Genomic DNA, 18547 nt, shown 5'->3' on the forward strand with positions numbered 1-18547 from the left:
ATTGGTCGCGCCGCGCTGGCACGGAACGTGAGTGTGCCAAGGCGGATTCTGCAGCCTTGGAGTGGCTATGTGGGTAGTAAAACTCGGCGGCAGCCTTGGCCGCGACCCGTTGTTGCGCGAGTGGTTGCAGGAGTTGAGCGAACTCGGCGGCGGCCGCATCGTGGTGGTGCCGGGCGGCGGCGGCTTCGCGGAGCAGGTTCGCGAGCACCGGGCGCAGTGGGCATTCGACCATGTGGTGGCGCACAATATGGCGGTGCTGGCCATGGCCCAGTATGGGCTGATGATGCAGGGCATGTGCCCCGGCATGTCGCTGGCGGTGCACGAGAAAGACATTCAGGGCGTGCTGCGCAACGCCGGCGTGGCGGTGTGGGCGCCGTTTTCGCTGTTGCGCGAACAGGCCGACGAGATGACGCACCCGGGCGTCGGTTCGGACAGCATGGCCGCGTGGCTGTCGAACCGCCTCAACGCCGAGATGCTGCTGCTGGTCAAATCCACGCCGGCCGATGCCGGCCAGGCGGTGGAGCAATATGCCGCGCAAGGGCTGGTGGACCGGCGCTTCGCGCATTTCACGCACGGCGCGCCATATCCTATCGAATTTCTGCACAAGAGCGAACTGGCACGCATGCGCGAACTGCTGCTGCATCCGGCAGCCGGATGCAGCTACTAGCTACGGTGTGCGATGCTTGATGCGCAGGCCGGCCGAGGTCGGCCTGCGCATGTCCGCCGATCAGCTATGCGCCGCGAATGGATGTGCCGAACTCTGCTTCTTCGCTACCACTTCGGCGGCGCTCGGCCAGCCCCCCACGGCGCGTTGGATGGCTTCGCGCGTGGCCTGGTAATTGTAGTCCTGGATCTTGGTGTCGTCCTCGGCCTGCCAGTGGATGAACACGCCCACGCTGATAAACAAGTCGTCGGCTTCGGCGGCGGGAATGGTGCCGTCTTCCACGCTATCGGCCACCGCCATTGCAACGCCGCGCTGGGCCGGGCCGAACATCTGCACGGCCTGCTTGGCGCCCTTGATGGTGACCTTGTTGAATAGCACGGTATTGGGCTTGGCCTGCAGGTTCGGCGCCACCACGGCGAGCAAGGAGGTGAAGCCGTCCTTGTTGTTGGTCAGCGCGTTGCAGAAGGCGGTCTCCGCAGCCGAGCCGCGCGGCCCAAGGATCAGGTCGATATGCGCGACCTCGTTGCCGTCGCCGACCAGCGATTCTCCAACACGAACACGATCAATTTTTGCCATTTGCGAGTCTCCCGGATAGAGGATGTTCAGGAAAAGAAAAGAAGGCGCAATGTGTCCCCCCGGGCTTTACCTAACACGTTCCATGCCAAGCCGCGGCGCGGCGCGAAAGGCGGGTCGGCAGGACAGAGCCCAAGGGCGATAGGGGCTGCGGTCATTGCGCTGGCGGCGGTGAGAGCGGCGCAGATGGATGGCCGCCGCACAGGCGTCTGTGCCAGACGCGTGCCTGATGGGTGACACTCTGTGCGAACGGCAAGTCGTGCTTGCACATGCGGCGTGAGAGGCAGAAGCGGGTCGAGACGGAGAGTGCTTACGCACCTGGCAGGCGCGCAAGCTTCCGTGCGGCAGCACTTGGGGATCCGACGGTCGGGTTGGGAGCCCGGCAGGGGCTGGCTAAGCGTGCTGGTGCAGGCTGTGAGGGCCGCCGGCAAGCGCCGTGGGGATGCCGCTGGTGCGGCGGAGTTCATCGTTGCGCGCCATCAGCAAGGACTGGATTTGCTCGCAGCGCCGGTGCAGCTCGACTTCGGTTGCGGCCTCCGTCAGACCGGTGGCGGAAACCGAGCAGAAGGGGTGGCCGGCAGCCACATAGCTGCCGGGAGCGGGAATGTCGTGGCACCAGCCAGTGCGCATCAGCGCGGCAGTGAGCGTGGCGTTGATCTGCGCGGGGTCTTGCGCGAAGACCAGCTGGAAGCCGCGCACGCCGGCCCGCCGCGCCACCGGCAGCTCGGGCGTCTCGCCGCGGCAGGCCTGCAGGTGCGCGTGCATCAGGCCGAGCGGATAGGCATCGGCATAGAGCGCCATGCTGGCCGGCGGCCGCGGGTTGACTTCGAGCACCATGATGTCCGGCGCCTCGAACAGGAAGTCGATGCTGTTCAGGCCGACCAGGCTGGTTTCGCGCGCGACGCAGTGGATGATCTCGACGAGGCGCGCGGTGGTGCTTGCCGGCAGCATCGCCGGGCCGGCAGCGCCGTGGAACAGATAGGGGCAGTCGTGGTGTGAGCTGATGCGCTGCAGGCTGATGCCGACTAGCTGAACGCCGCGGCGGTGAGCAACAAATAGCACGGACATCGGCAGGCCGGGGCTTTGCCGCTGGAAATACCGGGTGGCTTGGGCGGCGTCTGCAGCGCAGGCATCCGTGCCGGCCAGCTGGCGGATATGCCAGCCGCCGGTGCCGCCGACAGCTTTGCACAGCCAGCCTGCCGGATCGCGCGGCATCTCCATGGTGGTTTCCGGATGTGGAATGCCGAGCGCGGCCAGCAGCCGGAAGAAGGCACTGGGCTGCTTGACGCCGCGCACAGTGGCGGCGCTGTTGCCGAGCAGCGGCACCAGCGCGTGGCCGGCTTCGAGCAACTCGGGCAGTTGTTCGAAGCCGCTGCCGGCAACCCAGCCAAACGGATGCTCCGTGTCGCGCAGCCGGCGCAGCGCGGCGAGCACGTGCTCGCCGTCGACCGCCATCGACCCGGTGGCGCCGATCGGCTCCCAGCGCGCCGCGACATGCCGCGTGTCGGCATCGCCGAACAGGTCCAGGGCGGCCACGCGCAAGCCGGCTTGCGCTGCGGACTCGGCCATCATCCGCGATGACAGGGCGGCGACGATGAGGGTCTGGGAGGGCATGGTGGGCCAGGGTAGATCGGAGCGCATTTCGCGGGCGGGCTTCGGCATCTCGGCTGCGATGCTGAGCTCGAAGAGGTGCTCGCATTCGCTACAAGAGCAATCGGCATGCCAGGCGAGCCACGCGCGTGGGGTTTGGGGCGAATCGGGCCTGTTGCAAGCGGTAAGGCCTTGCACTGTCACGGTCTTTGTTCTGCTTTTCACACAGGCTGTCACGCGTCCGGCGGCGCTATTGGACAACGGCGTGATCAGTGGGATGGGTAACGGATACGAGGGGGCTGCCAGCCCCCCTCGGTGCGGCACGCGCAGGGCGGCGACGCTACGACTGCTCGGACGTTTCGGCCTGCGCCAGGTTGATATGCAGCCGATGTATCTTGCGGTACAGCGTGTTCCGGCTGATGGAGAGCGAGCGGGCTACAGTGCTGACGTTCCAGCGGTGCTTGTGGAGCAGGCCGAGGATGGTGTCGCGTTCGTTGAGCTGGATGGCATTGAACTGCGCCAGCGCCTTGGCCTCATCGTCTGGCATTTCGGGCTGTGCCGCCATGGCCGGCTCGCGGGGCACGCTGGCTTCTCCCGCGCCTTGCACAATTTCCGCCGGCAGGTGCTGGCAAGCGATGGTTTCGCCGTCGCACAGTGCCAGGGCGGTGCGCAGCACATGGCGCAACTGCCGGAGATTACCGGGCCAGGGGTAGCGCAGCAGCGCTTGCACGGCGTCCGGCGACAGCGTCGGTGCCTGGTCCGGCTCCGCCTCCTCGGCGAGGATGTGCTGCATCAGCGTGAGCCGGTCGGTGCGCTCGCGCAGCGGCGGCAGGCGCAACTCGATGCCGTTGAGCCGGTAGAACAGGTCTTCGCGGAACTGGCCGCTCTGCACCAGTCCGGCCAGGTTGCGGTGGCTTGCGCTGACCAGTTGGAAGTCGACCTTGACCACCGTCTCCGAGCCGAGCGGCGAGACCTGGCGTTCTTCCAGCACGCGCAGCAGACGGGACTGTAAAGTCATGGGCATGTCGCCGATCTCGTCCAGGAACAGCGTGCCGCCGTTGGCCTGGATGATCTTGCCGCGCCGGCCTTCGCGCTGGGCGCCGGTAAACGCGCCGGCGCGGTAGCCGAACAATTCGCTTTCGATCAGGTTCTCCGGCAGCGAAGCACAGTTGATGGCGACAAAGGCGCGCTCGCGCGCCGGGCTCATCTGGTGCAGGGCATTGGCGAAGACCTCCTTGCCGCTGCCGGTCTCCCCGTGCAGCAGGATGGGGATGCGCCGGGTGATCACGCGCTGCGCCAGCCGGACCTGTGCTTCCATCTGCGGGTCGCCAAAGGCCAGCCTGGTGGACGGTGCCACCGTGGCCGGGTCGCGCGGGACGGCCGCCAGGGGGGCCTCGCTGGCCGCTCGCGGCGCAGCTTGGGCGCTGGCCGCTCTCGCGCCGCCACCGGTGCCGAGGTTCGGCTGCTGGGCCACCATGAAGAAGCGGTTCGACGCGCTCGCGCGATAGACCGGCACCGGATGGAAGGAGTTGCGCGCGCACCGCGCCAGGATCTCGTCGAGCGAGGTCTTGAAAAATTCGTCGATCTGTTTGCCGAGCAGGGCGGACAGCGAGCGAAAATCCAGCTGAAACAGCGCGCTGCGATTGGCTGCCAGCACCCTTCCGCTGTCGTCGACCGCGAGCTTGCCTTCGTGCAGGGTGTTGACGAGTTCGGGGCGGCTGTGGAAATGGATCTGGTGTGCGTGCTTGAAACGCTCATCCATCAACCGGTTCTCAATCATCTGGCGGGACATGCCGACCAGCACCAGAGAATGCTGCTGCAGCAACGGCGAGCGGCTGGTGACATCGAGCACGGCGGTCAGTTCGCCACGGTCGTTGAAGATCGGCGAGGCCGAGCACGTCAGCGAGGTGTACTGCGCGAAATAGTGTTCATTCTGACGCACCGCGACCGGCTCGGCTTCGATCAGGCAAGTGCCCATGCCGTTGGTACCGGCCTCGCGCTCGCTCCAGACCGCACCGGTGCGGAAGCCCAGGGGCTCCACGTCCTGCGAGAACCCGACCGACGACACCATATGCACGATGACGCCATCCACATCGGTCAGCACCACGGCCAGCTCGGGATCGGCGAGCTGCTGGTAGAGCGTGGTCATCTCCAGCTTGGCGCAGGCGATCAGGTCGCTCATGCGGTCGCGCCGCTCATTGAACTCCGGCTGGGTCAGGATCGGAGGCATGCGCTGCTGCGCAGGGTCGAGCTGGAAGTCCCGCAGGCAGCGCGCCCAGGAGCGTGTCACCACGGAGCTGTTCTGCGTGCCGCACAATTGTCCATTGACGACATTGAGAATCTGCGCGACATGGTGACTGGCGGACTGAAGTGTTGTCACCGAGCTCCTCCTTTAGCCTGCGGGCTCTTTTGTGCGGTGCAATCTGGCGTGGCGCGAACTGTTGCGATGCCATAGCCGCAGTGCAATCGCTGCGATGCAATAAGGAAATCGGCGCCTGTAGTTCTGCTGATGGAAGCCGATCTTTTGTCAAGAGGTGACACTATAGGCCGGACTTCCGATCGCATCAACGGGGCGGAAACCCTCAGATGCCCCGGCTGCGCCGAATTCAGCGCGCAGCGCGCGTCGCCAACGAAACGCCGCAGGCGCGCAGCGCATCGTCCTGGACGCCGCGATAGCGTTTGGCTGCGTGCTTGCCGTATTCCGGATCGCGGAATATCGCGCCCCCTTCACCGCCGAGCGTGGCGTACTTTGCGAAGGTAGACGATTCGACATACTCGTCGTATGGCAGCTGCGCCGCGATCCGGTCGATCGCGCACGAACACTTGTGCAGATACACGTAGGCACCGCCGTTCCTTGCCATGCACTCGCCCACATATTCGACGCGGGCGGTGGTGGGGTAGTTGTTGGCGGGCAGGTCTTGAGCGGTTTGCGCGGCGACAGGAACCACGGTCAAAGCCGCTAGCACGCAGGCGAGCTGCCGGAGGCCGAAGATGGAGGGCTGCATGTGGGGATCTCCTCGTTATGTGCGCTTTCTTTGCAACGTCTTGTGCAATCTTGTCCCAATAACGATGCAAGTCGCGCGCCATCCCGCCACGGCGGCACGCGAACCCGCTACGCCGGCTTTCTGGTCCAGTCCTGACACATATTGTCCCGGCCTCGCGCCTCAGCCTGGAACGAATGCGAGCGCATTGCACCGGCCGGGCCACGCAGCGCGAATGCCCGCCTGGGACGAAGCGTTCAAGACCAACCGCACACTCGCTTCGCAAGCGGCGACCGCGCGGCTCGGGCATGGATCGTGCAGAAGCCTGCGCGGCACCTTTCCGACGGCTGCCAGGTTCGCAACCCGCGCAATCAGTTTCAGTTGAAGAGCCAAAGGCGGCGCGCAGGAAGCGGGATCCAGACTTTGTCACGTAAAGAAAGACGGAGGAGACATGATATTCCGGACCATGATGGTGGGGATGGCGATGCTTGCCACAACCACCGCGTCATTTACCGTACGCGCGGATGCCGAGCTGGACAAGCTGGTGGCCAATCCGGCCAACTGGGCAGCGCAGGCTGGCGACTATGCCAACCATCGCTACAGCGAGCTCAAGCAAGTCAACGCCGGCAACGTGAAAAACCTGCAGGTCGCGTGGACGGTGTCCACCGGCGTGCTGCGAGGCCACGAAGGCTCGCCGCTGGTGATCGGCGACACGATGTTCATCCACTCGCCGTTTCCGAACAAGGTGATCGCGATCAACCTGAAGGACCAGTCCTTCAAGTGGAAGTACGAGCCCAAGCAGGAAAACAACGTGGTGCCGGTGATGTGCTGCGACACCGTCAACCGCGGCCTGGCCTACGGCGACGGCAAGATCCTGCTGCAGCAGGCCGACACCACCCTGGTGGCGCTCGATGCCAAGACCGGCAAGGTCATGTGGACCGTCAAGAATGGCGATCCCAAGGTGGGCGAGACCAATACCAACGCCCCGCACGTCTTCAGGGACAAGGTCATCACCGGCATCTCCGGCGGCGAGTTCGGCGTGCGCGGCCGCCTGCTCGCCTATGACCTGAAGACCGGCAAGAAAATCTGGACCGCTTTTAGCACCGGTCCCGACAACGAGCTGCTGTTCGATCCCGCCACCACCATGACCTGGACCGACGGCAAGATGGCGCCGGTCGGCAAGGACTCCTCGGTCAAGACCTGGAAGGGCGACCAGTGGAAGCTGGGCGGTGGCACCACCTGGGGCTGGTATGCCTACGATCCCAAGCTGAACCTGGTCTACTATGGCAGCGGCAATCCGGGCACGTGGAATCCGGCGCAGCGTCCCGGCGACAACAAGTGGTCGATGACGCTGTTCGCGCGGGACCTGGATACCGGCAAGGCCAAGTGGGTCTACCAGATGACGCCGCACGACGAGTGGGACTACGACGGTGTCAACGAGAATGTGCTGGCCGACCTGAACATCAAGGGCAAGAAGGTACCCACGCTGGTGCACCTGGACCGCAACGGTTTCGGCTACACGCTCAATCGCGAGACCGGCGAACTGCTGGTGGCGGAGAAATACGACCCGACCATCAACTGGGCATCCAAGATCGACATGAAGAGCGGGCGCCCGGTCGTCAATGCCAAGTACTCGCCCGCCACCACGGGCCCGGATGTCAACGTCAAGGGCATCTGCCCGTCGGCGCTCGGCACCAAGGACCAGCAGCCGATGAGCTACGACCGCAAGTCGGGCATTTTCCTGGTGCCGACCAACCACGTCTGCATGGACTATGAACCTTTCCAGGTCGAGTACACAGCGGGCCAGCCCTATGTGGGGGCGACCCTGTCGATGTACGCGACGCCGAAGAGCCATGGCGGCATGGGCAACTTCATTGCCTGGGATGCCGCTGCCGGCAAGATCCTGTGGTCCAAGCCGGAGCGCTTCTCGGTCTGGTCCGGCGCGCTGGCGACGGCGGGCGATATCGCCTTCTATGGCACGCTTGAAGGCTATGTGAAGGCCGTCAATATCAAGGACGGGAAGGAGCTGTGGAAGTTCAAGACCCCCTCCGGCATCATCGGCAACGTCTTCACTTATCAGTTCGAGGGCAAGCAGTATGTCGGCGTTTATTCGGGCATCGGTGGATGGGCCGGCATTGGCATGGCGGCCGGGCTGGAGAAGTCGAACGAAGGCCTGGGCGCGGTAGGCGGCTACAAGGATCTGGCGAAGTACACCGATCTCGGCGGCACGCTGTTCGTCTTCGCGCTGCCCACCACCTGATGCCAGGCTTCTCCATCCCCACGACACATAATCTGGAATAAGTAAGTGAGGGGGGCGGCCCGGCGCGGCCGCCTGCCTCGCGCCCCCACAAGGAGTGAAGAGATGTTCCGTTCCTCAATGGTGATTTTTGCTCTGCTGGCCTGCACCGTGTGCGACGCACAAAGCAAGAGCGACACGGCGCAATCCGCGGCGCCCTATAAGGTAAGCGAAGGCAACAAGGTGGACACCAATACCCTGCAAGGCTGGAAGACCTGGCGGGCCATGGCGTGCGAGCGCTGCCACGGCGCGCAGCAGGAGGGCATGGTCGGTCCCTCGCTGGTCGAGTCGCTGAAGAAGCTGTCGATGGACGATTTCCACAAGATCATGATGGAAGGCCGGATCGACAAAGGCATGCCGAATTTCGGCGGCTCCGACATGATGCAGAAGAACTGGCAGAACCTGTATGGGTATCTCAAGGGCCGCTCGGACGGCAAGATCCAGCCGGGCCACGTCTATCCGGCCGACAAGTGATAACAGGGCCGGCGGACAGGAGTCGACGGATGCGCGATACGAAACTGGCACTGAAGGCAATGATGCTGGCGGGCGCCCTGGCGGCCCTGCCCGCCGGGGCGCAGGCGCCGCCACCGGACAAGTTGTTGCGAGTCTGCGCCGACCCGAACAGCCTGCCGTCGTCGAACCAGCGCGGCGAAGGCTACGAGAATAGGATCGCCCAGGCCATGGCCAAGGACATGGGCAAGGAGGTCGCATACACCTTCTTCCCGCAGCGCATGGGCTTCGTGCGCAATACGCTGCGGGCGAAGGATCCCGATACCGGAAGCTGGAAATGTGACTTGATCGTTGGCGTGCCCAAGGACTACGAGCTGACGGCGAACACGCGGCCGTATATGCATTCGACCTATGCGCTGGTGTTCCGCCAGCGCGATGCGCTGCGCGGGGTGGTCACGCCGGAGGATCTGCTGAAGCTGCCGCCCGAAACCCTGGGCAAGCTGCGCTTCGGCATCTTCTCGCGCGCGCCATCGGTGGACTGGCTGCTGCGTAACAAGCTGTTCGAGCAGGCGGTGGTCTACCAGCAGCAGAGCGGCGATCCTGACGAGGTGCCGGGCGGCGTGGTCGAGCGCGATCTGCTGGCCGACAAGATCGACATCGCCATCCTGTGGGGACCCATCGCCGGCTACCTGGCTCGCCAGCATGCCGGCGCTGCCGAATGGGTGATGGTGCCGTTCCGGCCCGACCCGCAACTCAAGTTCGATTACGAGATCGCCATGGGCGTGCGCTTTGGCGAAAAGGCGTGGAAAGATGAAGTGGATCGCTGGATTGCCGGCAACCAGGAGAAGATCAATGCGATTCTCGCCAGTTACCGGATTCCCCTGGTGGACGACAAAGGCAATCCGGTCGCGGGTCCGTTCCCGTCCCCGTCCCCCAACGGGCGCTAGGCACCGTGTTGTTGCTGCGCTGCTGTGCGGCATCATGGGTGCCGTGGCGGCGCCCGCCGGCGCCGCCGACGATCCCATCAAGCCGGCCGAGCAGTTGCTGTTCATGGCCGACCACTTGAAGACCGTGCGGGTTCCCGCCGATCTCGTCTACCGCTTCGACAAGGGGGGCAGCCTGGTGCCGGCAGGCAGCGATGAGGTGCACGTCAGGTTGTCGCGCGGCGGCAAGGGCGTGAGCGCGATCGTCAGCGATGCCTCCGGCACCATGCCATTCGCGGTCGAAGCGCCGCTGCGGGGCAATCCGGTCATCCTCTATTTCCTGGAGAAGGATATCGGCGAAATGCGCCAGCTGACCGGCGGCCAGCCGCGTTATTTCCAGAAGCGGATCCGGCTCGCGCTGGCGCAGGGCCCGGCCATCACCCAGGTGACGGCGGAGCTGGATGGCAAGCCGGTGCCGGCTCGGCAGATCGTGATCCAGCCCTACCTGGACGACCCCAACCACGCCCGCTTCGAAAACCTGGTCGGCAAGCGCTACACCTTCGTGTTGTCCGACCGCGTGCCCGGCCAGGTGCTGCTGCTCAAGAGCGAGGTGCCGGGCAAGGTGTCGGGAGAAACACCGGACCAGGCGCGGGACTTCGCGCGTCCGGTGCAAACCGAGACTTTGCGCTTTCGCGGCACCAAACCATGATGAATCGTGTGAATCGAATGCATGGGAAGCACGCAAGCGAGCGTCGCAGGTTCCTGCGGGCCGGACTGGGCGCGCTTGCCGCGCCGCTGCTTGCTGGCATGGCGGGCCGAGTCCCGGCCAGCACGGGCAGCATGGCCGACAGGTATCCGTCGCGGCCGATCACGCTCATCGTTCCCTGGCCGGCGGGCGGCGCGACCGACATCACGATGCGGATCCTCGCCGAACTTGCCAGCCCGACGCTTGGCCAGCCGATCGTGGTCGAGAACAAGCCCGGCGTAGGTGGCACCCTGGTGGGGCCCGCGCTGGCTGCGGCAAAGCCGGACGGCTACGTTATCGGCCAGTTGCCGTTGACGCTTTATCGCCTGCCGCACCAGCAGAAAACCAACTGGCAGCCACTGCGCGATATCCAGCCGGTGCTGATGATCTCGGGCGTTACCTTCGGCATCCTGGTCCCGGCCGACAGCCCACTGCGCAGCCTGGGCGACCTGCTTGACTGGGGCCGCGCACACCCGGGCGAACTGACGGTGGGTTCCACGGGGATAGGTACCACGGCGCATCTCGGCATGGAAGACGTCCTCTCGCGCAACGGCATCTCCTATGTGCATGTGCCGTATCGCGGCACTGCCGACCAGATGCTGGCGGTGGCCAATCATTCGCTGATGGCCGGCGTCAATTCCACCGGCTTCGCGCCGTTCGTGGCGTCCGGGCAGCTGCGCCTGCTGGCGGTGTTCAGCGAGAAGCGGTCGGCGCGCTGGCCCGAGGTGCCGACCGTGAAGGAGCTTGGCTATCCGGATGCCGTCTATAACTCGCCGTATGGCATCGGCGTGCCGCATGGAACCGACCCGCGCATCGTCAAACGCCTGCACGATGCGTTTCATCACGCGATGTTCCAGCCTCGTCATATCTCCGAGCTTGCCAAGTACGACCAGGAACTTACCTACCTGAACACGGCGCGATACCAGGCCTACCTGGAGCGGGCCTGGGTCAAGGAGCGTGAATTTGCCGAACGCCTTGGCCTCGGGATCAAGCAGGAGACATCGTCATGATGCGTGCCCCGGAGGCGGCTTTATTCGCCGACGCGCTGGCCTGCGAAGGCGTGCGCAAGCGGTTTGGCGGTCGGGCAGCCCTCGATGGCGTGTCGTTGCGCGTGCGGCGCGGCGAGTTTGTCGCCTTGCTGGGTCCCAACGGCGCCGGCAAGACCACGCTGTTCCAGATCCTCGCCGGGCTCTTCGTCCAGGACGAGGGCCAGGTTGAAGTGATGGGCGCCGATATGCGTGAGGCGCCGGTCCAGGCTCTGGCCCACATCGGCATCGTGTTCCAGCAACCGGCCATCGATCTCGATCTGTCGGTCGAGGCCAACCTGCGGTTCCATGCTGATCTGCATGGCCTGCCGCGCCGGGAATCGGCGGCCCGGATGGCGCCGTTGCTCGACCACCTGGGCCTGGCGGAGTGGCGCGGTACCCTGGTGCGTGAGCTGTCCGGCGGCAACCGGCGCAAGGTGGAGCTGGTGCGCGCGCTGCTCCACCAGCCCGACCTGCTACTCATGGATGAAGCCACGGTCGGCCTCGACCCGGCCTCGCGCATGCAGATCGTCACCGAGGCGCGGCGTCTGGCGACGCAAAGCCGGGTGGGCGTGCTATGGGCGACGCATCTGGTGCAGGAAGTCGAGGCGAGCGACCGCGTCGTGGTGCTGCATCGTGGCCTGGTGCGCTTCGCCGGCCCGCCGGCGGATCTGATGCGCGCGGCAGGTGGCGGGAGCCTGGAAGCGGCATTCCTGTCCCTGACCGGGACATCTGAACAGGAGGTGCGGACATGACGAACCGCCATGCGGTGCTGGCCCGCTTGCGGGCGATGTTGCTGGCCGGGCTTTGCCTGGCACCGGGGCCGGGCTGGAGCGCGGGCACCGGCCAGCTCTTCGTCTCGAACGAGAAAGACGGCAGCCTCACCGTGATCCGGGCGGACACGCGCCAGGTGACTGCCACCCTGGCGCAGTGCAAGCGGCCGCGCCACCTGCAGTTCTCGCCGGATCGTACCCGCCTGTACGTTGCCTGCAGCGACGACCACCGTATCGACGTGATCGACGTGGCCAGCCGCAAGACGGTCGGCGCGCTGCGCGTGGGCGAGGATCCGGAAATGTTCGACCTCAGCCCCGACGGCAAGTCCCTTTATGTGTCGAACGAGGAAGACGCCTTGCTGTCGGCCTTCGACGTGGCATCCGGCAGGAAGCTCTTCGAGGTCAAGGTCGGCGAAGAGCCGGAAGGCGTCAAGGCCAGTGCGGACGGCAAACGCGTCTATGTCTCCTCCGAAGTGGCGAACATGGTCCATGTCATCGATGTCGCGGCGCGCAAGGTGGTCAAGAACATCCAGGTCGGAAACCGGCCCCGCCGCTTCATCCTGACGCCGGACGGCAAGGAATTGTGGGTAAGCAATGAACTCGGTGCCAGCGTCAGCGTGATCCGCACCGACGATCTGACGGTGGCGCACACCATCCGGTTCGATCCCAAGGGTTTGCGCGCCGACGACATCACCCCGGTCGGCATGACCCTGTCCAGCGACGGCAAGCGCGCCTACGTGGGGCTTGGCCGCGCCAACCACGTGGCGGTGGTGGATGCCGCCGGCAAGCGCGTGACGGACTACATCCTGGTCGGCAGGCGCGCCTGGGGACTGGGGCTGAACCGCGACAACAGCCTGCTCTATGTCACCAATGGCTTGTCCGACGATGTCAGCGTGGTCGACACGGCACGCAACAAGGCGATCACCGCCATCCGGGTCGGGCGGGTGCCGCATTCCGTGGTGATCGACGATTGAAGGAGGGAGACATCATGCGGGGAAACGCTTCCCTATCCTGGCGCCGGCAGGCATTGCCGCTGGCATGCCTGCTGTTGTCGTGGGCCGCCGCCGCGGAGGAAGTGCACATAGCGGTGGTGTCGCTTGCCGACGATCCGCGCTACGACAGCCGGCAACTGGAGAAGCGCTATCCCGGGCATCCCGAAGGGCGTCCGCTGGAGGGCGCGAAGGTGGCCGCGGCCGAATCGCGCTTCGCGCTCGATGTGGTTGGCGCGACACTGGTGCTGGAGCCGGTTGAAGTCCGCGGCGAAGCCGAAGTCGCCGCGGCCGTGAGCGGGCTGGTCCGCAGGAACGTGAAGTATGTCGTGCTGGACCTGCCGGCGCCTGCCGTCGCTCTGGCCGCAAATACGGTCAAACCGGGGGACGCGCTGCTGTTCAACATATCCGCCGCGGACGACAGCCTGCGCGGCGCCGGCTGCGCGCCCAACCTGCTGCATACCTTGCCAAGCCTGCGCATGCGCACGGACGCGCTGATGCAATACCTGGCCGCGCGCAAATGGCGCAAGGCCCTGCTGCTGTACGGGCCGCTGCCGGCCGACCGGGAGCAGCAGACCGCTTTCCTGCAATCGGCCAAACGCTTCGGGATTGGTTGGGCCGCGCAGCGCCCCTTCAAATTGTCGAACGATCCGCGCGAGCGCGATCTGTCCAACGTGAACCTGTTGACCACCGGGGTTGACTACGACGCCGTCGTGGTAGCGGATAGCGACGGCGAGTTTGCCCGCTCGCTGCCTTATGCCACCCAGCTCCCGCGCCCGGTGGCTGGCGCCAATGGCCTGACCGCACAAGCTTGGCACTGGGCCTGGGAGCGCAACGGCGGGCCGCAGCTCAACCGGCGCTTCAGCAAGGCAGCCGGCCGGCCCATGACCAGCTTCGACTGGGCCGCATGGGCCGCCGTGAAGGCGGTGGCGGCATCGGTGGCGCGCTTGCCGAAAGCCGGCTTCGCCAGGCAGCGTGACGCGCTGGTCTCAGGCGAGGTGGTGGTCGACGGCTTCAAGGGGCCGCGCCTGAGCTTCCGCCCCTGGGATGGCCAGTTGCGCCAGCCGCTGTTTCTGTCCCACCCCGATGGCGTGATTGCCACGGCGCCGGTGGAGGGCTTCCTGCACCCTAAGAACAATCTCGACACGCTCGGCGCGGATGCCCCGGATTCAGCGTGCCGCATGACGCGCTGAGCGTGCGCTGGGAGACACGATGACTCATCCCGTAATGCATGGAATGCGCGCGCTGCGGGCGGTGGCCGGCCGGGAGATCCGCAAGTTCTTCCACCAGCCGGGCCGGCTGTTCTCGTCGCTGGTGCGGCCCTTGCTGTGGTTCCTGGTGTTTGCCGCCGGCTTCCAGAATGTCTTCGGGGTGGCCATCATCCCGCCATACGAGACCTATATTGAATACAAGGTCTACATGGCGCCCGGGCTGATCGCCATGATCGCGCTATTCAACGGCATGCAGTCCTCGCTGGCGATGGTGTACGACCGCGAGATGGGCGTGATGCGGCTGCTGCTGACAGCGCCGTTGCCGCGCGGCTGGCTGCTGGCCTGCAAGCTGTTGGGCGGCATGCTGCTGTCCTTGCTGCAGATGGTGGCTTTCCTGCTGGTGGCGATCTGCTTCGGCGTGACGTTCGCGTGGCAGGACCTGCCGGGGGCGTTCGTGGCGATGGCGCTGGCGGCGCTGATGCTGGGCGCGCTCGGCTTGCTGCTGTCGGTGCATGTGCGCCAGTTGGAGAACTTCGCCGGCACTATGAATTTCGTGATCTTCCCGATGTTCTTTATCAGCTCGGCGCTATATCCGCTCTGGAAGCTGGAGGAATCCGGCGCCACCATCGTGTACCAGCTGGCGCGCTTCAATCCGTTCACGCACGCGGTCGAGTCCATCCGCTTCGCGCTGTACGGTCAGGCGCAGTGGACCAGCCTGGCGGTGGTGGCGGGCTGCGCGGTGGCATTCTTCACGCTCGCGCTGCTGGGCTACGATCCGCAGCGCGGCGTGGCGCGGGCCGCGCGAGCTAGCGGTCCGGCCCGCTGAAGCGGCGCGATGCCGCGTCGGCGCGAAACACCAGCGGCACCTCGTGCGGCGTCGCTGGCGGCCCGGTATGGGCGGCAAGGCGTCCACGCATGACTACGTTGCGCACGGTGGCATGATCCGGCGACTTGTCGCAAACAGGGTCTGTTCGGCTGGCATCGCCGGTTAGCAGCCAGGCTTGGCAGCGGCAGCCGCCGAGATCGATTTCCTTTTCGTCGCATGAGCGGCACGGCTCGGGCATCCATGCCGTGCCGCGAAAGCGCTGGAAGGCATCGCTGTGGTACCAGATATCGCGCAGCGATTGCGTGCGCACGTTGGGCAGGACGAGGCCGGGCAGCATGCGCGCGGCGTGGCAGGGCAGGGCGGCGCCGTCGGGCGCAATTCCGAGAAACACCGAGCCCCAGCCATTCATGCATTTCTTGGGCCGCTTCTCGAAATAGTCCGGCACCACGAACAGGATGCGGCAGCGCTTGCCGATCCTGGCGCGGTAGGACTCCACCACCGACTCGGCCTCGCGCAACTGCTCCTCGGTCGGCATCAGGGCCAGCCGGTTCTCCCATGCCCAGCCGTAGTACTGCGTATTGGTCAGCTCCAGGTATTCGGCGCCCATCTCCAGCGCCATCTCGATGATGGTGCCGACATGGGCCAGGTTGTGCCGGTGCAGCACGCAGTTGAGCACCATCGGGTAGCCGTGCGCCTTGATCAGCTTCGCCACCCGTTGCTTCAGGTCGAAGGTGCGGGTGCTCGACAGGAAGTCGTTCATCTCCCGCGTGGAGTCTTGGAACGAGAGCTGGACATGGTCAAGCCCCGCCACGCGCAGCGCGCCCAGGCGCGCATCGGTCAGGCCCACGCCGGAGGTGATCAGGTTGGTGTAGAAGCCCAGTTGCCGGGCATGGCCCACCAGGTCTTCGAGGTCGTCGCGCAGCAGCGGCTCGCCTCCGGAAAAACCAAGCTGGGCGGCGCCGAGCGCGCGCGCTTCCTCCAGCACCCGGCGCCACTTCGCCGTGTCCAGTTCCTGCCCATGGCGCACGTAGTCGACCGGGTTGTAGCAAAAGGCGCAGTGCAGCGGGCAGCGATAGGTCAGCTCCGCCAGCAGCCACAGAGGCGGACCCACCGTGGTGGCGGGTCCGCCCGGCTCAGACGAGCCAGCCGCGTTCGCAGGCATGTTTGACAAAGGTGTGTACCTCGGTGGCAATGCCCTGCACGCCGAAGGACGTCTGGAGTTCGTCGATCAGCATGTCGAGCGTATGGGCGCCGTCACAGCGCTGCAGGATGGCGGCCGCGCTGTCGTTCAGCTTGACCATGCCTTCAGGATAGAGCAGCACCCAGGCTTTCTGGGCCTCTTCCCACTGCAGGCGGTAGAGCGGGTCCAGCCGCGGGGTGGCGGCAACGGTGTCGGGCTTGGCGGGGGAGTTCATATGGGATACGCCTTTTCGATGGCGTCCAGCATCGACCACAGGATGTCGAGCTTGAACTGCAGGATTTCCGTGGCGCGCTGCTGTTCGGTCGGCGTGCGGAAATAGTCCAGCGTGACGCGCAGGCCATGGTCGACATCGCGCTGCGCCAGCGGGATGCGCGAACGGAAATAGCTGAGTCCCTCGGCTTCGATCCACGGGTAATGCTGCGGCCAGCCGGCCAGCCGTTCCTTGTGGATGGCGGGCGCGAACATCTCGGTGAGCGATGAGCACACCGCTTCCTGCCACGGCGCGCGCCGCGCGAAATTGACGTAGGCGTCCACCGCGAAGCGCACCCCGGGCAGCACCAGCTGTTGGGACCACAGCGCCTCGCGCGTCAGCCCCACGGCTTCGCCTAGGCGGCTCCAGGCTTCGATGCCGCCGGGCTCGGTGGCGGTGCCATCGTGGTCGAGGATGCGTATCACCCACTCGCGCCGCGTTTCGCGCTCGGGGCAATTCGAGAGGATGGCGGCATCCTTGAGCGGGATATTGATCTGGTAGTAGAAGCGGTTGGCTACCCAGCCCTGGATCTGTTCGCGTGAGCATTGGCCGCTCGCCATGCGCCGGTTGAAGGGGTGATGGATGTGGTAGCGCGATTCCAGCGCGCGCAACCGCGCTTCGAAGGCCGTGCGCTCGGCGTCGGGGATCGCTTGCGGGATGGGTTGGGGGTGTGGTGCGGGCGTCACAGGGCGATCTCCATGCCGTCATAGGCCACCTCGATCCCGTGCGCGGCCAGTTCGCGGCGTGCCGGCGAGTCCTCTACCAGGATCGGGTTGGTATTGTTGATATGAATCAGGATCTTGCGTGCCGCCGGCGCTTCGTCCAGCGCGGCAATCATGCCGAGCGGGCCGGACTGCGCCAGGTGGCCCATATCGCGGGCCAGCTTGGACGACAGGCCGAGCCGCCGCATTTCATCGTCGGTCCAGAAAGTGCCGTCGACCAGGATCACATCGGCCTGGGCGAGTTCCGCGCGCACGTGCGGCTCGATGCTGCCCAGCCCGGGCGCGTAGAACACGCGCTTGCCGCCGGCGCTGACGATGCGCAGGCCGATATTGTCGCCACGCTGCGGCGCAGCGCGGTTGGGGGAGTAGGGCGGCGGTTTGCTGTCCAGGGCGATCGCATGCAAGGTGAGCCCCGCGAGCGGCGGCACGGTGAAGGGGCGTGCGTCCAGGGGCAGCGGATGGGTTTCCAGGGTGCAGTAGTGGGACAGGATGCGGGACAGCGGAAAACCTTCGCTCAGGTCCTGCAGCACCGGGGCCGTGGCATAGACCGGCAGCGCGCTGCGGTGCTCGCGCAGCATCAGCAGGCCGGTGACATGGTCGATCTGCGCGTCCATCAGCAAGACGGCGGCGATTCCGGTGTCGCGCGCCGCGCGGGCCGGCTGCAGCGCCGGGGTGGCGCGGATCTGCGCAAGGATGTCGGGCGAGGCGTTGACCAGCAACCATTGCACGCCGTCCTCGGATAGCGCGATCGAAGATTGCGTACGTGCGGTGGCGGCAATGGTGCCGCGACGCAGCCCGTCGCAGTTGAAGCAGTTGCAGTTCCATTGGGGAAAGCCGCCGCCGGCAGCCGATCCCAGTACCCGAAGTGTCGTCATGGCCTGGTGTTTGTCCAGTCAGGGCCAAGAAAAAAGCCCGCCGGCCGGCGGGCTTTCCCGGATTCCAGCCGTCCGCCGGATCAGCGGTTGGCAATGTACATGGTGATCTCGAATCCGTACCGCATATCGATGTATGCGGGAGTGGTCCAGGTCATTGGCGGCTCCTTTCAGGATGGGGTAGGCAAGTACAGCATAGTCCATGCGAAGCTAACGGCGAAGCTTGCTTGCCGTCGGCATCGGTGTCGCAACAAGCATGCCCGGCCGCCGCCGTCGACCGTTGGGCGAAGCCAATTGCCGTGCAGCCTCTTGCCTGGTTCCGTCTAGCAGGCCAGGCGGGCATCATGCTGCTTCGCAGCATTACATGACGCCCCGCCTGAGGCTCTCGGTAAGTGCTCGCGGGCGTGGACAAAGTGTCACGCCATTGCCACAGCGCGGGCCAGATGTGCAACAGGC

Annotated in this window: 19 protein-coding genes; 10 read left to right on the forward strand and 9 right to left on the reverse strand. The window is 65.7% G+C overall.

The window, feature by feature from the left end:
• The first annotated feature begins 67 nt into the window (after positions 1-67).
• The gene (locus AC07XB_RS23950; protein ID WP_253932661.1) at positions 68-667 is read left to right on the forward strand and encodes an amino acid kinase family protein; all 600 of its coding nucleotides are present in this window, start codon (positions 68-70) and stop codon (positions 665-667) included.
• Between the two features lie 60 nt (positions 668-727).
• Here AC07XB_RS23950 and fae read toward each other — a convergent pair whose 3' ends face one another.
• The 4 genes from fae to AC07XB_RS23970 all read right to left on the reverse strand — a co-directional run bounded on the left by fae (position 728) and on the right by AC07XB_RS23970 (position 5832).
• Positions 728-1240: a formaldehyde-activating enzyme gene (gene fae / locus AC07XB_RS23955; protein WP_253932662.1), complete on the reverse strand. Its 513-nt coding sequence runs from the start codon at positions 1238-1240 to the stop codon at positions 728-730.
• 390 nt (positions 1241-1630) lie between these two features.
• The gene (locus AC07XB_RS23960) at positions 1631-2899 is read right to left on the reverse strand and encodes an ATP-grasp domain-containing protein (protein WP_492830100.1); all 1269 of its coding nucleotides are present in this window, start codon (positions 2897-2899) and stop codon (positions 1631-1633) included.
• 268 nt (positions 2900-3167) lie between these two features.
• Entirely contained in the window at positions 3168-5207 is a 2040-nt protein-coding gene (locus AC07XB_RS23965; protein WP_492830101.1) for a sigma-54-dependent Fis family transcriptional regulator, read from the reverse strand.
• A gap of 226 nt (positions 5208-5433) precedes the next feature.
• Positions 5434-5832: a hypothetical protein gene (locus AC07XB_RS23970; protein ID WP_309408468.1), complete on the reverse strand. Its 399-nt coding sequence runs from the start codon at positions 5830-5832 to the stop codon at positions 5434-5436.
• A 427-nt stretch (positions 5833-6259) separates the two neighbouring features.
• On the opposite strand from AC07XB_RS23970, the gene AC07XB_RS23975 reads away from it, so the two are divergent.
• From AC07XB_RS23975 to AC07XB_RS24015, 9 genes are all read left to right on the forward strand, one after another.
• Positions 6260-8068 (forward strand): methanol/ethanol family PQQ-dependent dehydrogenase, encoded by a 1809-nt coding sequence (locus AC07XB_RS23975; RefSeq protein ID WP_492830103.1) that lies wholly within the window; start codon positions 6260-6262, stop codon positions 8066-8068.
• Positions 8069-8170: 102 nt separating this feature from the next.
• Positions 8171-8578, forward strand: coding sequence for a c-type cytochrome (locus tag AC07XB_RS23980; protein ID WP_492830106.1), 408 nt, complete (start codon positions 8171-8173; stop codon positions 8576-8578).
• A gap of 29 nt (positions 8579-8607) precedes the next feature.
• The gene (locus AC07XB_RS23985; protein WP_492830108.1) at positions 8608-9501 is read left to right on the forward strand and encodes a substrate-binding domain-containing protein; all 894 of its coding nucleotides are present in this window, start codon (positions 8608-8610) and stop codon (positions 9499-9501) included.
• 34 nt (positions 9502-9535) lie between these two features.
• Positions 9536-10186, forward strand: coding sequence for a hypothetical protein (locus AC07XB_RS23990; RefSeq protein ID WP_492830110.1), 651 nt, complete (start codon positions 9536-9538; stop codon positions 10184-10186).
• Between the two features lie 98 nt (positions 10187-10284).
• Entirely contained in the window at positions 10285-11232 is a 948-nt protein-coding gene (locus tag AC07XB_RS23995; RefSeq protein ID WP_493688098.1) for a tripartite tricarboxylate transporter substrate binding protein, read from the forward strand.
• Positions 11229-12002, forward strand: coding sequence for an ABC transporter ATP-binding protein (locus AC07XB_RS24000; protein ID WP_492830114.1), 774 nt, complete (start codon positions 11229-11231; stop codon positions 12000-12002). Before AC07XB_RS23995 ends, AC07XB_RS24000 begins: the two co-directional genes overlap by 4 nt.
• 35 nt (positions 12003-12037) lie before the next feature.
• Complete coding sequence (locus AC07XB_RS24005; protein WP_309408508.1) at positions 12038-12994, forward strand: PQQ-dependent catabolism-associated beta-propeller protein; 957 nt, start codon at positions 12038-12040, stop codon at positions 12992-12994.
• Positions 12995-13008: 14 nt separating this feature from the next.
• Entirely contained in the window at positions 13009-14202 is a 1194-nt protein-coding gene (locus AC07XB_RS24010; protein WP_492830116.1) for an ABC transporter substrate-binding protein, read from the forward strand.
• Between the two features lie 19 nt (positions 14203-14221).
• On the forward strand, positions 14222-15046 hold the full coding sequence (locus AC07XB_RS24015; RefSeq protein ID WP_492830118.1) for an ABC transporter permease: 825 nt from the start codon (positions 14222-14224) through the stop codon (positions 15044-15046).
• On the opposite strand, the gene pqqE is transcribed toward AC07XB_RS24015, so the two are convergent.
• The 5 genes from pqqE to pqqA all read right to left on the reverse strand — a co-directional run bounded on the left by pqqE (position 15027) and on the right by pqqA (position 18249).
• Positions 15027-16208, reverse strand: coding sequence for a pyrroloquinoline quinone biosynthesis protein PqqE (pqqE, locus tag AC07XB_RS24020; RefSeq protein ID WP_492830197.1), 1182 nt, complete (start codon positions 16206-16208; stop codon positions 15027-15029). The genes AC07XB_RS24015 and pqqE overlap by 20 nt on opposite strands.
• A complete protein-coding gene (gene pqqD, locus AC07XB_RS24025; protein WP_253932673.1) occupies positions 16180-16461 on the reverse strand; it encodes a pyrroloquinoline quinone biosynthesis peptide chaperone PqqD in 282 nt (93 codons plus the stop codon). Before pqqD ends, pqqE begins: the two co-directional genes overlap by 29 nt.
• Complete coding sequence (gene pqqC, locus AC07XB_RS24030; RefSeq protein ID WP_492830199.1) at positions 16458-17156, reverse strand: pyrroloquinoline-quinone synthase PqqC; 699 nt, start codon at positions 17154-17156, stop codon at positions 16458-16460. The genes pqqD and pqqC overlap by 4 nt, the downstream gene beginning before the upstream one ends.
• A 23-nt stretch (positions 17157-17179) precedes the next feature.
• Positions 17180-18094, reverse strand: coding sequence for a pyrroloquinoline quinone biosynthesis protein PqqB (pqqB, locus tag AC07XB_RS24035; protein WP_492830120.1), 915 nt, complete (start codon positions 18092-18094; stop codon positions 17180-17182).
• A gap of 80 nt (positions 18095-18174) precedes the next feature.
• A complete protein-coding gene (gene pqqA, locus AC07XB_RS24040; RefSeq protein WP_081862393.1) occupies positions 18175-18249 on the reverse strand; it encodes a pyrroloquinoline quinone precursor peptide PqqA in 75 nt (24 codons plus the stop codon).
• Positions 18250-18547: the final 298 nt, after the last annotated feature.

The organism is Cupriavidus sp. GW821-FHT02F09 (assembly GCF_059421605.1).

Excerpts from the sequence above, each read along its gene's own strand:
- AC07XB_RS23975 (WP_492830103.1), top strand. The coding sequence starts at position 6,260 with ATGATATTCCGGACCATGATGGTGGGGATGGCGATGCTTGCCACAACC.
- AC07XB_RS24000 (WP_492830114.1), top strand. The coding sequence starts at position 11,229 with ATGATGCGTGCCCCGGAGGCGGCTTTATTCGCCGACGCGCTGGCCTGC.
- AC07XB_RS23960 (WP_492830100.1), bottom strand. The coding sequence starts at position 2,899 with ATGCCGAAGCCCGCCCGCGAAATGCGCTCCGATCTACCCTGGCCCACC.
- AC07XB_RS24015 (WP_492830118.1), top strand. The coding sequence starts at position 14,222 with ATGACTCATCCCGTAATGCATGGAATGCGCGCGCTGCGGGCGGTGGCC.
- pqqE (WP_492830197.1), bottom strand. The coding sequence starts at position 16,208 with ATGCCTGCGAACGCGGCTGGCTCGTCTGAGCCGGGCGGACCCGCCACC.
- AC07XB_RS23970 (WP_309408468.1), bottom strand. The coding sequence starts at position 5,832 with ATGCAGCCCTCCATCTTCGGCCTCCGGCAGCTCGCCTGCGTGCTAGCG.
- AC07XB_RS23985 (WP_492830108.1), top strand. The coding sequence starts at position 8,608 with ATGCGCGATACGAAACTGGCACTGAAGGCAATGATGCTGGCGGGCGCC.
- AC07XB_RS23950 (WP_253932661.1), top strand. The coding sequence starts at position 68 with ATGTGGGTAGTAAAACTCGGCGGCAGCCTTGGCCGCGACCCGTTGTTG.
- AC07XB_RS23980 (WP_492830106.1), top strand. The coding sequence starts at position 8,171 with ATGTTCCGTTCCTCAATGGTGATTTTTGCTCTGCTGGCCTGCACCGTG.
- AC07XB_RS23990 (WP_492830110.1), top strand. The coding sequence starts at position 9,536 with ATGGGTGCCGTGGCGGCGCCCGCCGGCGCCGCCGACGATCCCATCAAG.
- AC07XB_RS24005 (WP_309408508.1), top strand. The coding sequence starts at position 12,038 with ATGTTGCTGGCCGGGCTTTGCCTGGCACCGGGGCCGGGCTGGAGCGCG.
- AC07XB_RS24010 (WP_492830116.1), top strand. The coding sequence starts at position 13,009 with ATGCGGGGAAACGCTTCCCTATCCTGGCGCCGGCAGGCATTGCCGCTG.
- pqqD (WP_253932673.1), bottom strand. The coding sequence starts at position 16,461 with ATGAACTCCCCCGCCAAGCCCGACACCGTTGCCGCCACCCCGCGGCTG.
- AC07XB_RS23995 (WP_493688098.1), top strand. The coding sequence starts at position 10,285 with ATGGCGGGCCGAGTCCCGGCCAGCACGGGCAGCATGGCCGACAGGTAT.
- fae (WP_253932662.1), bottom strand. The coding sequence starts at position 1,240 with ATGGCAAAAATTGATCGTGTTCGTGTTGGAGAATCGCTGGTCGGCGAC.
- pqqB (WP_492830120.1), bottom strand. The coding sequence starts at position 18,094 with ATGACGACACTTCGGGTACTGGGATCGGCTGCCGGCGGCGGCTTTCCC.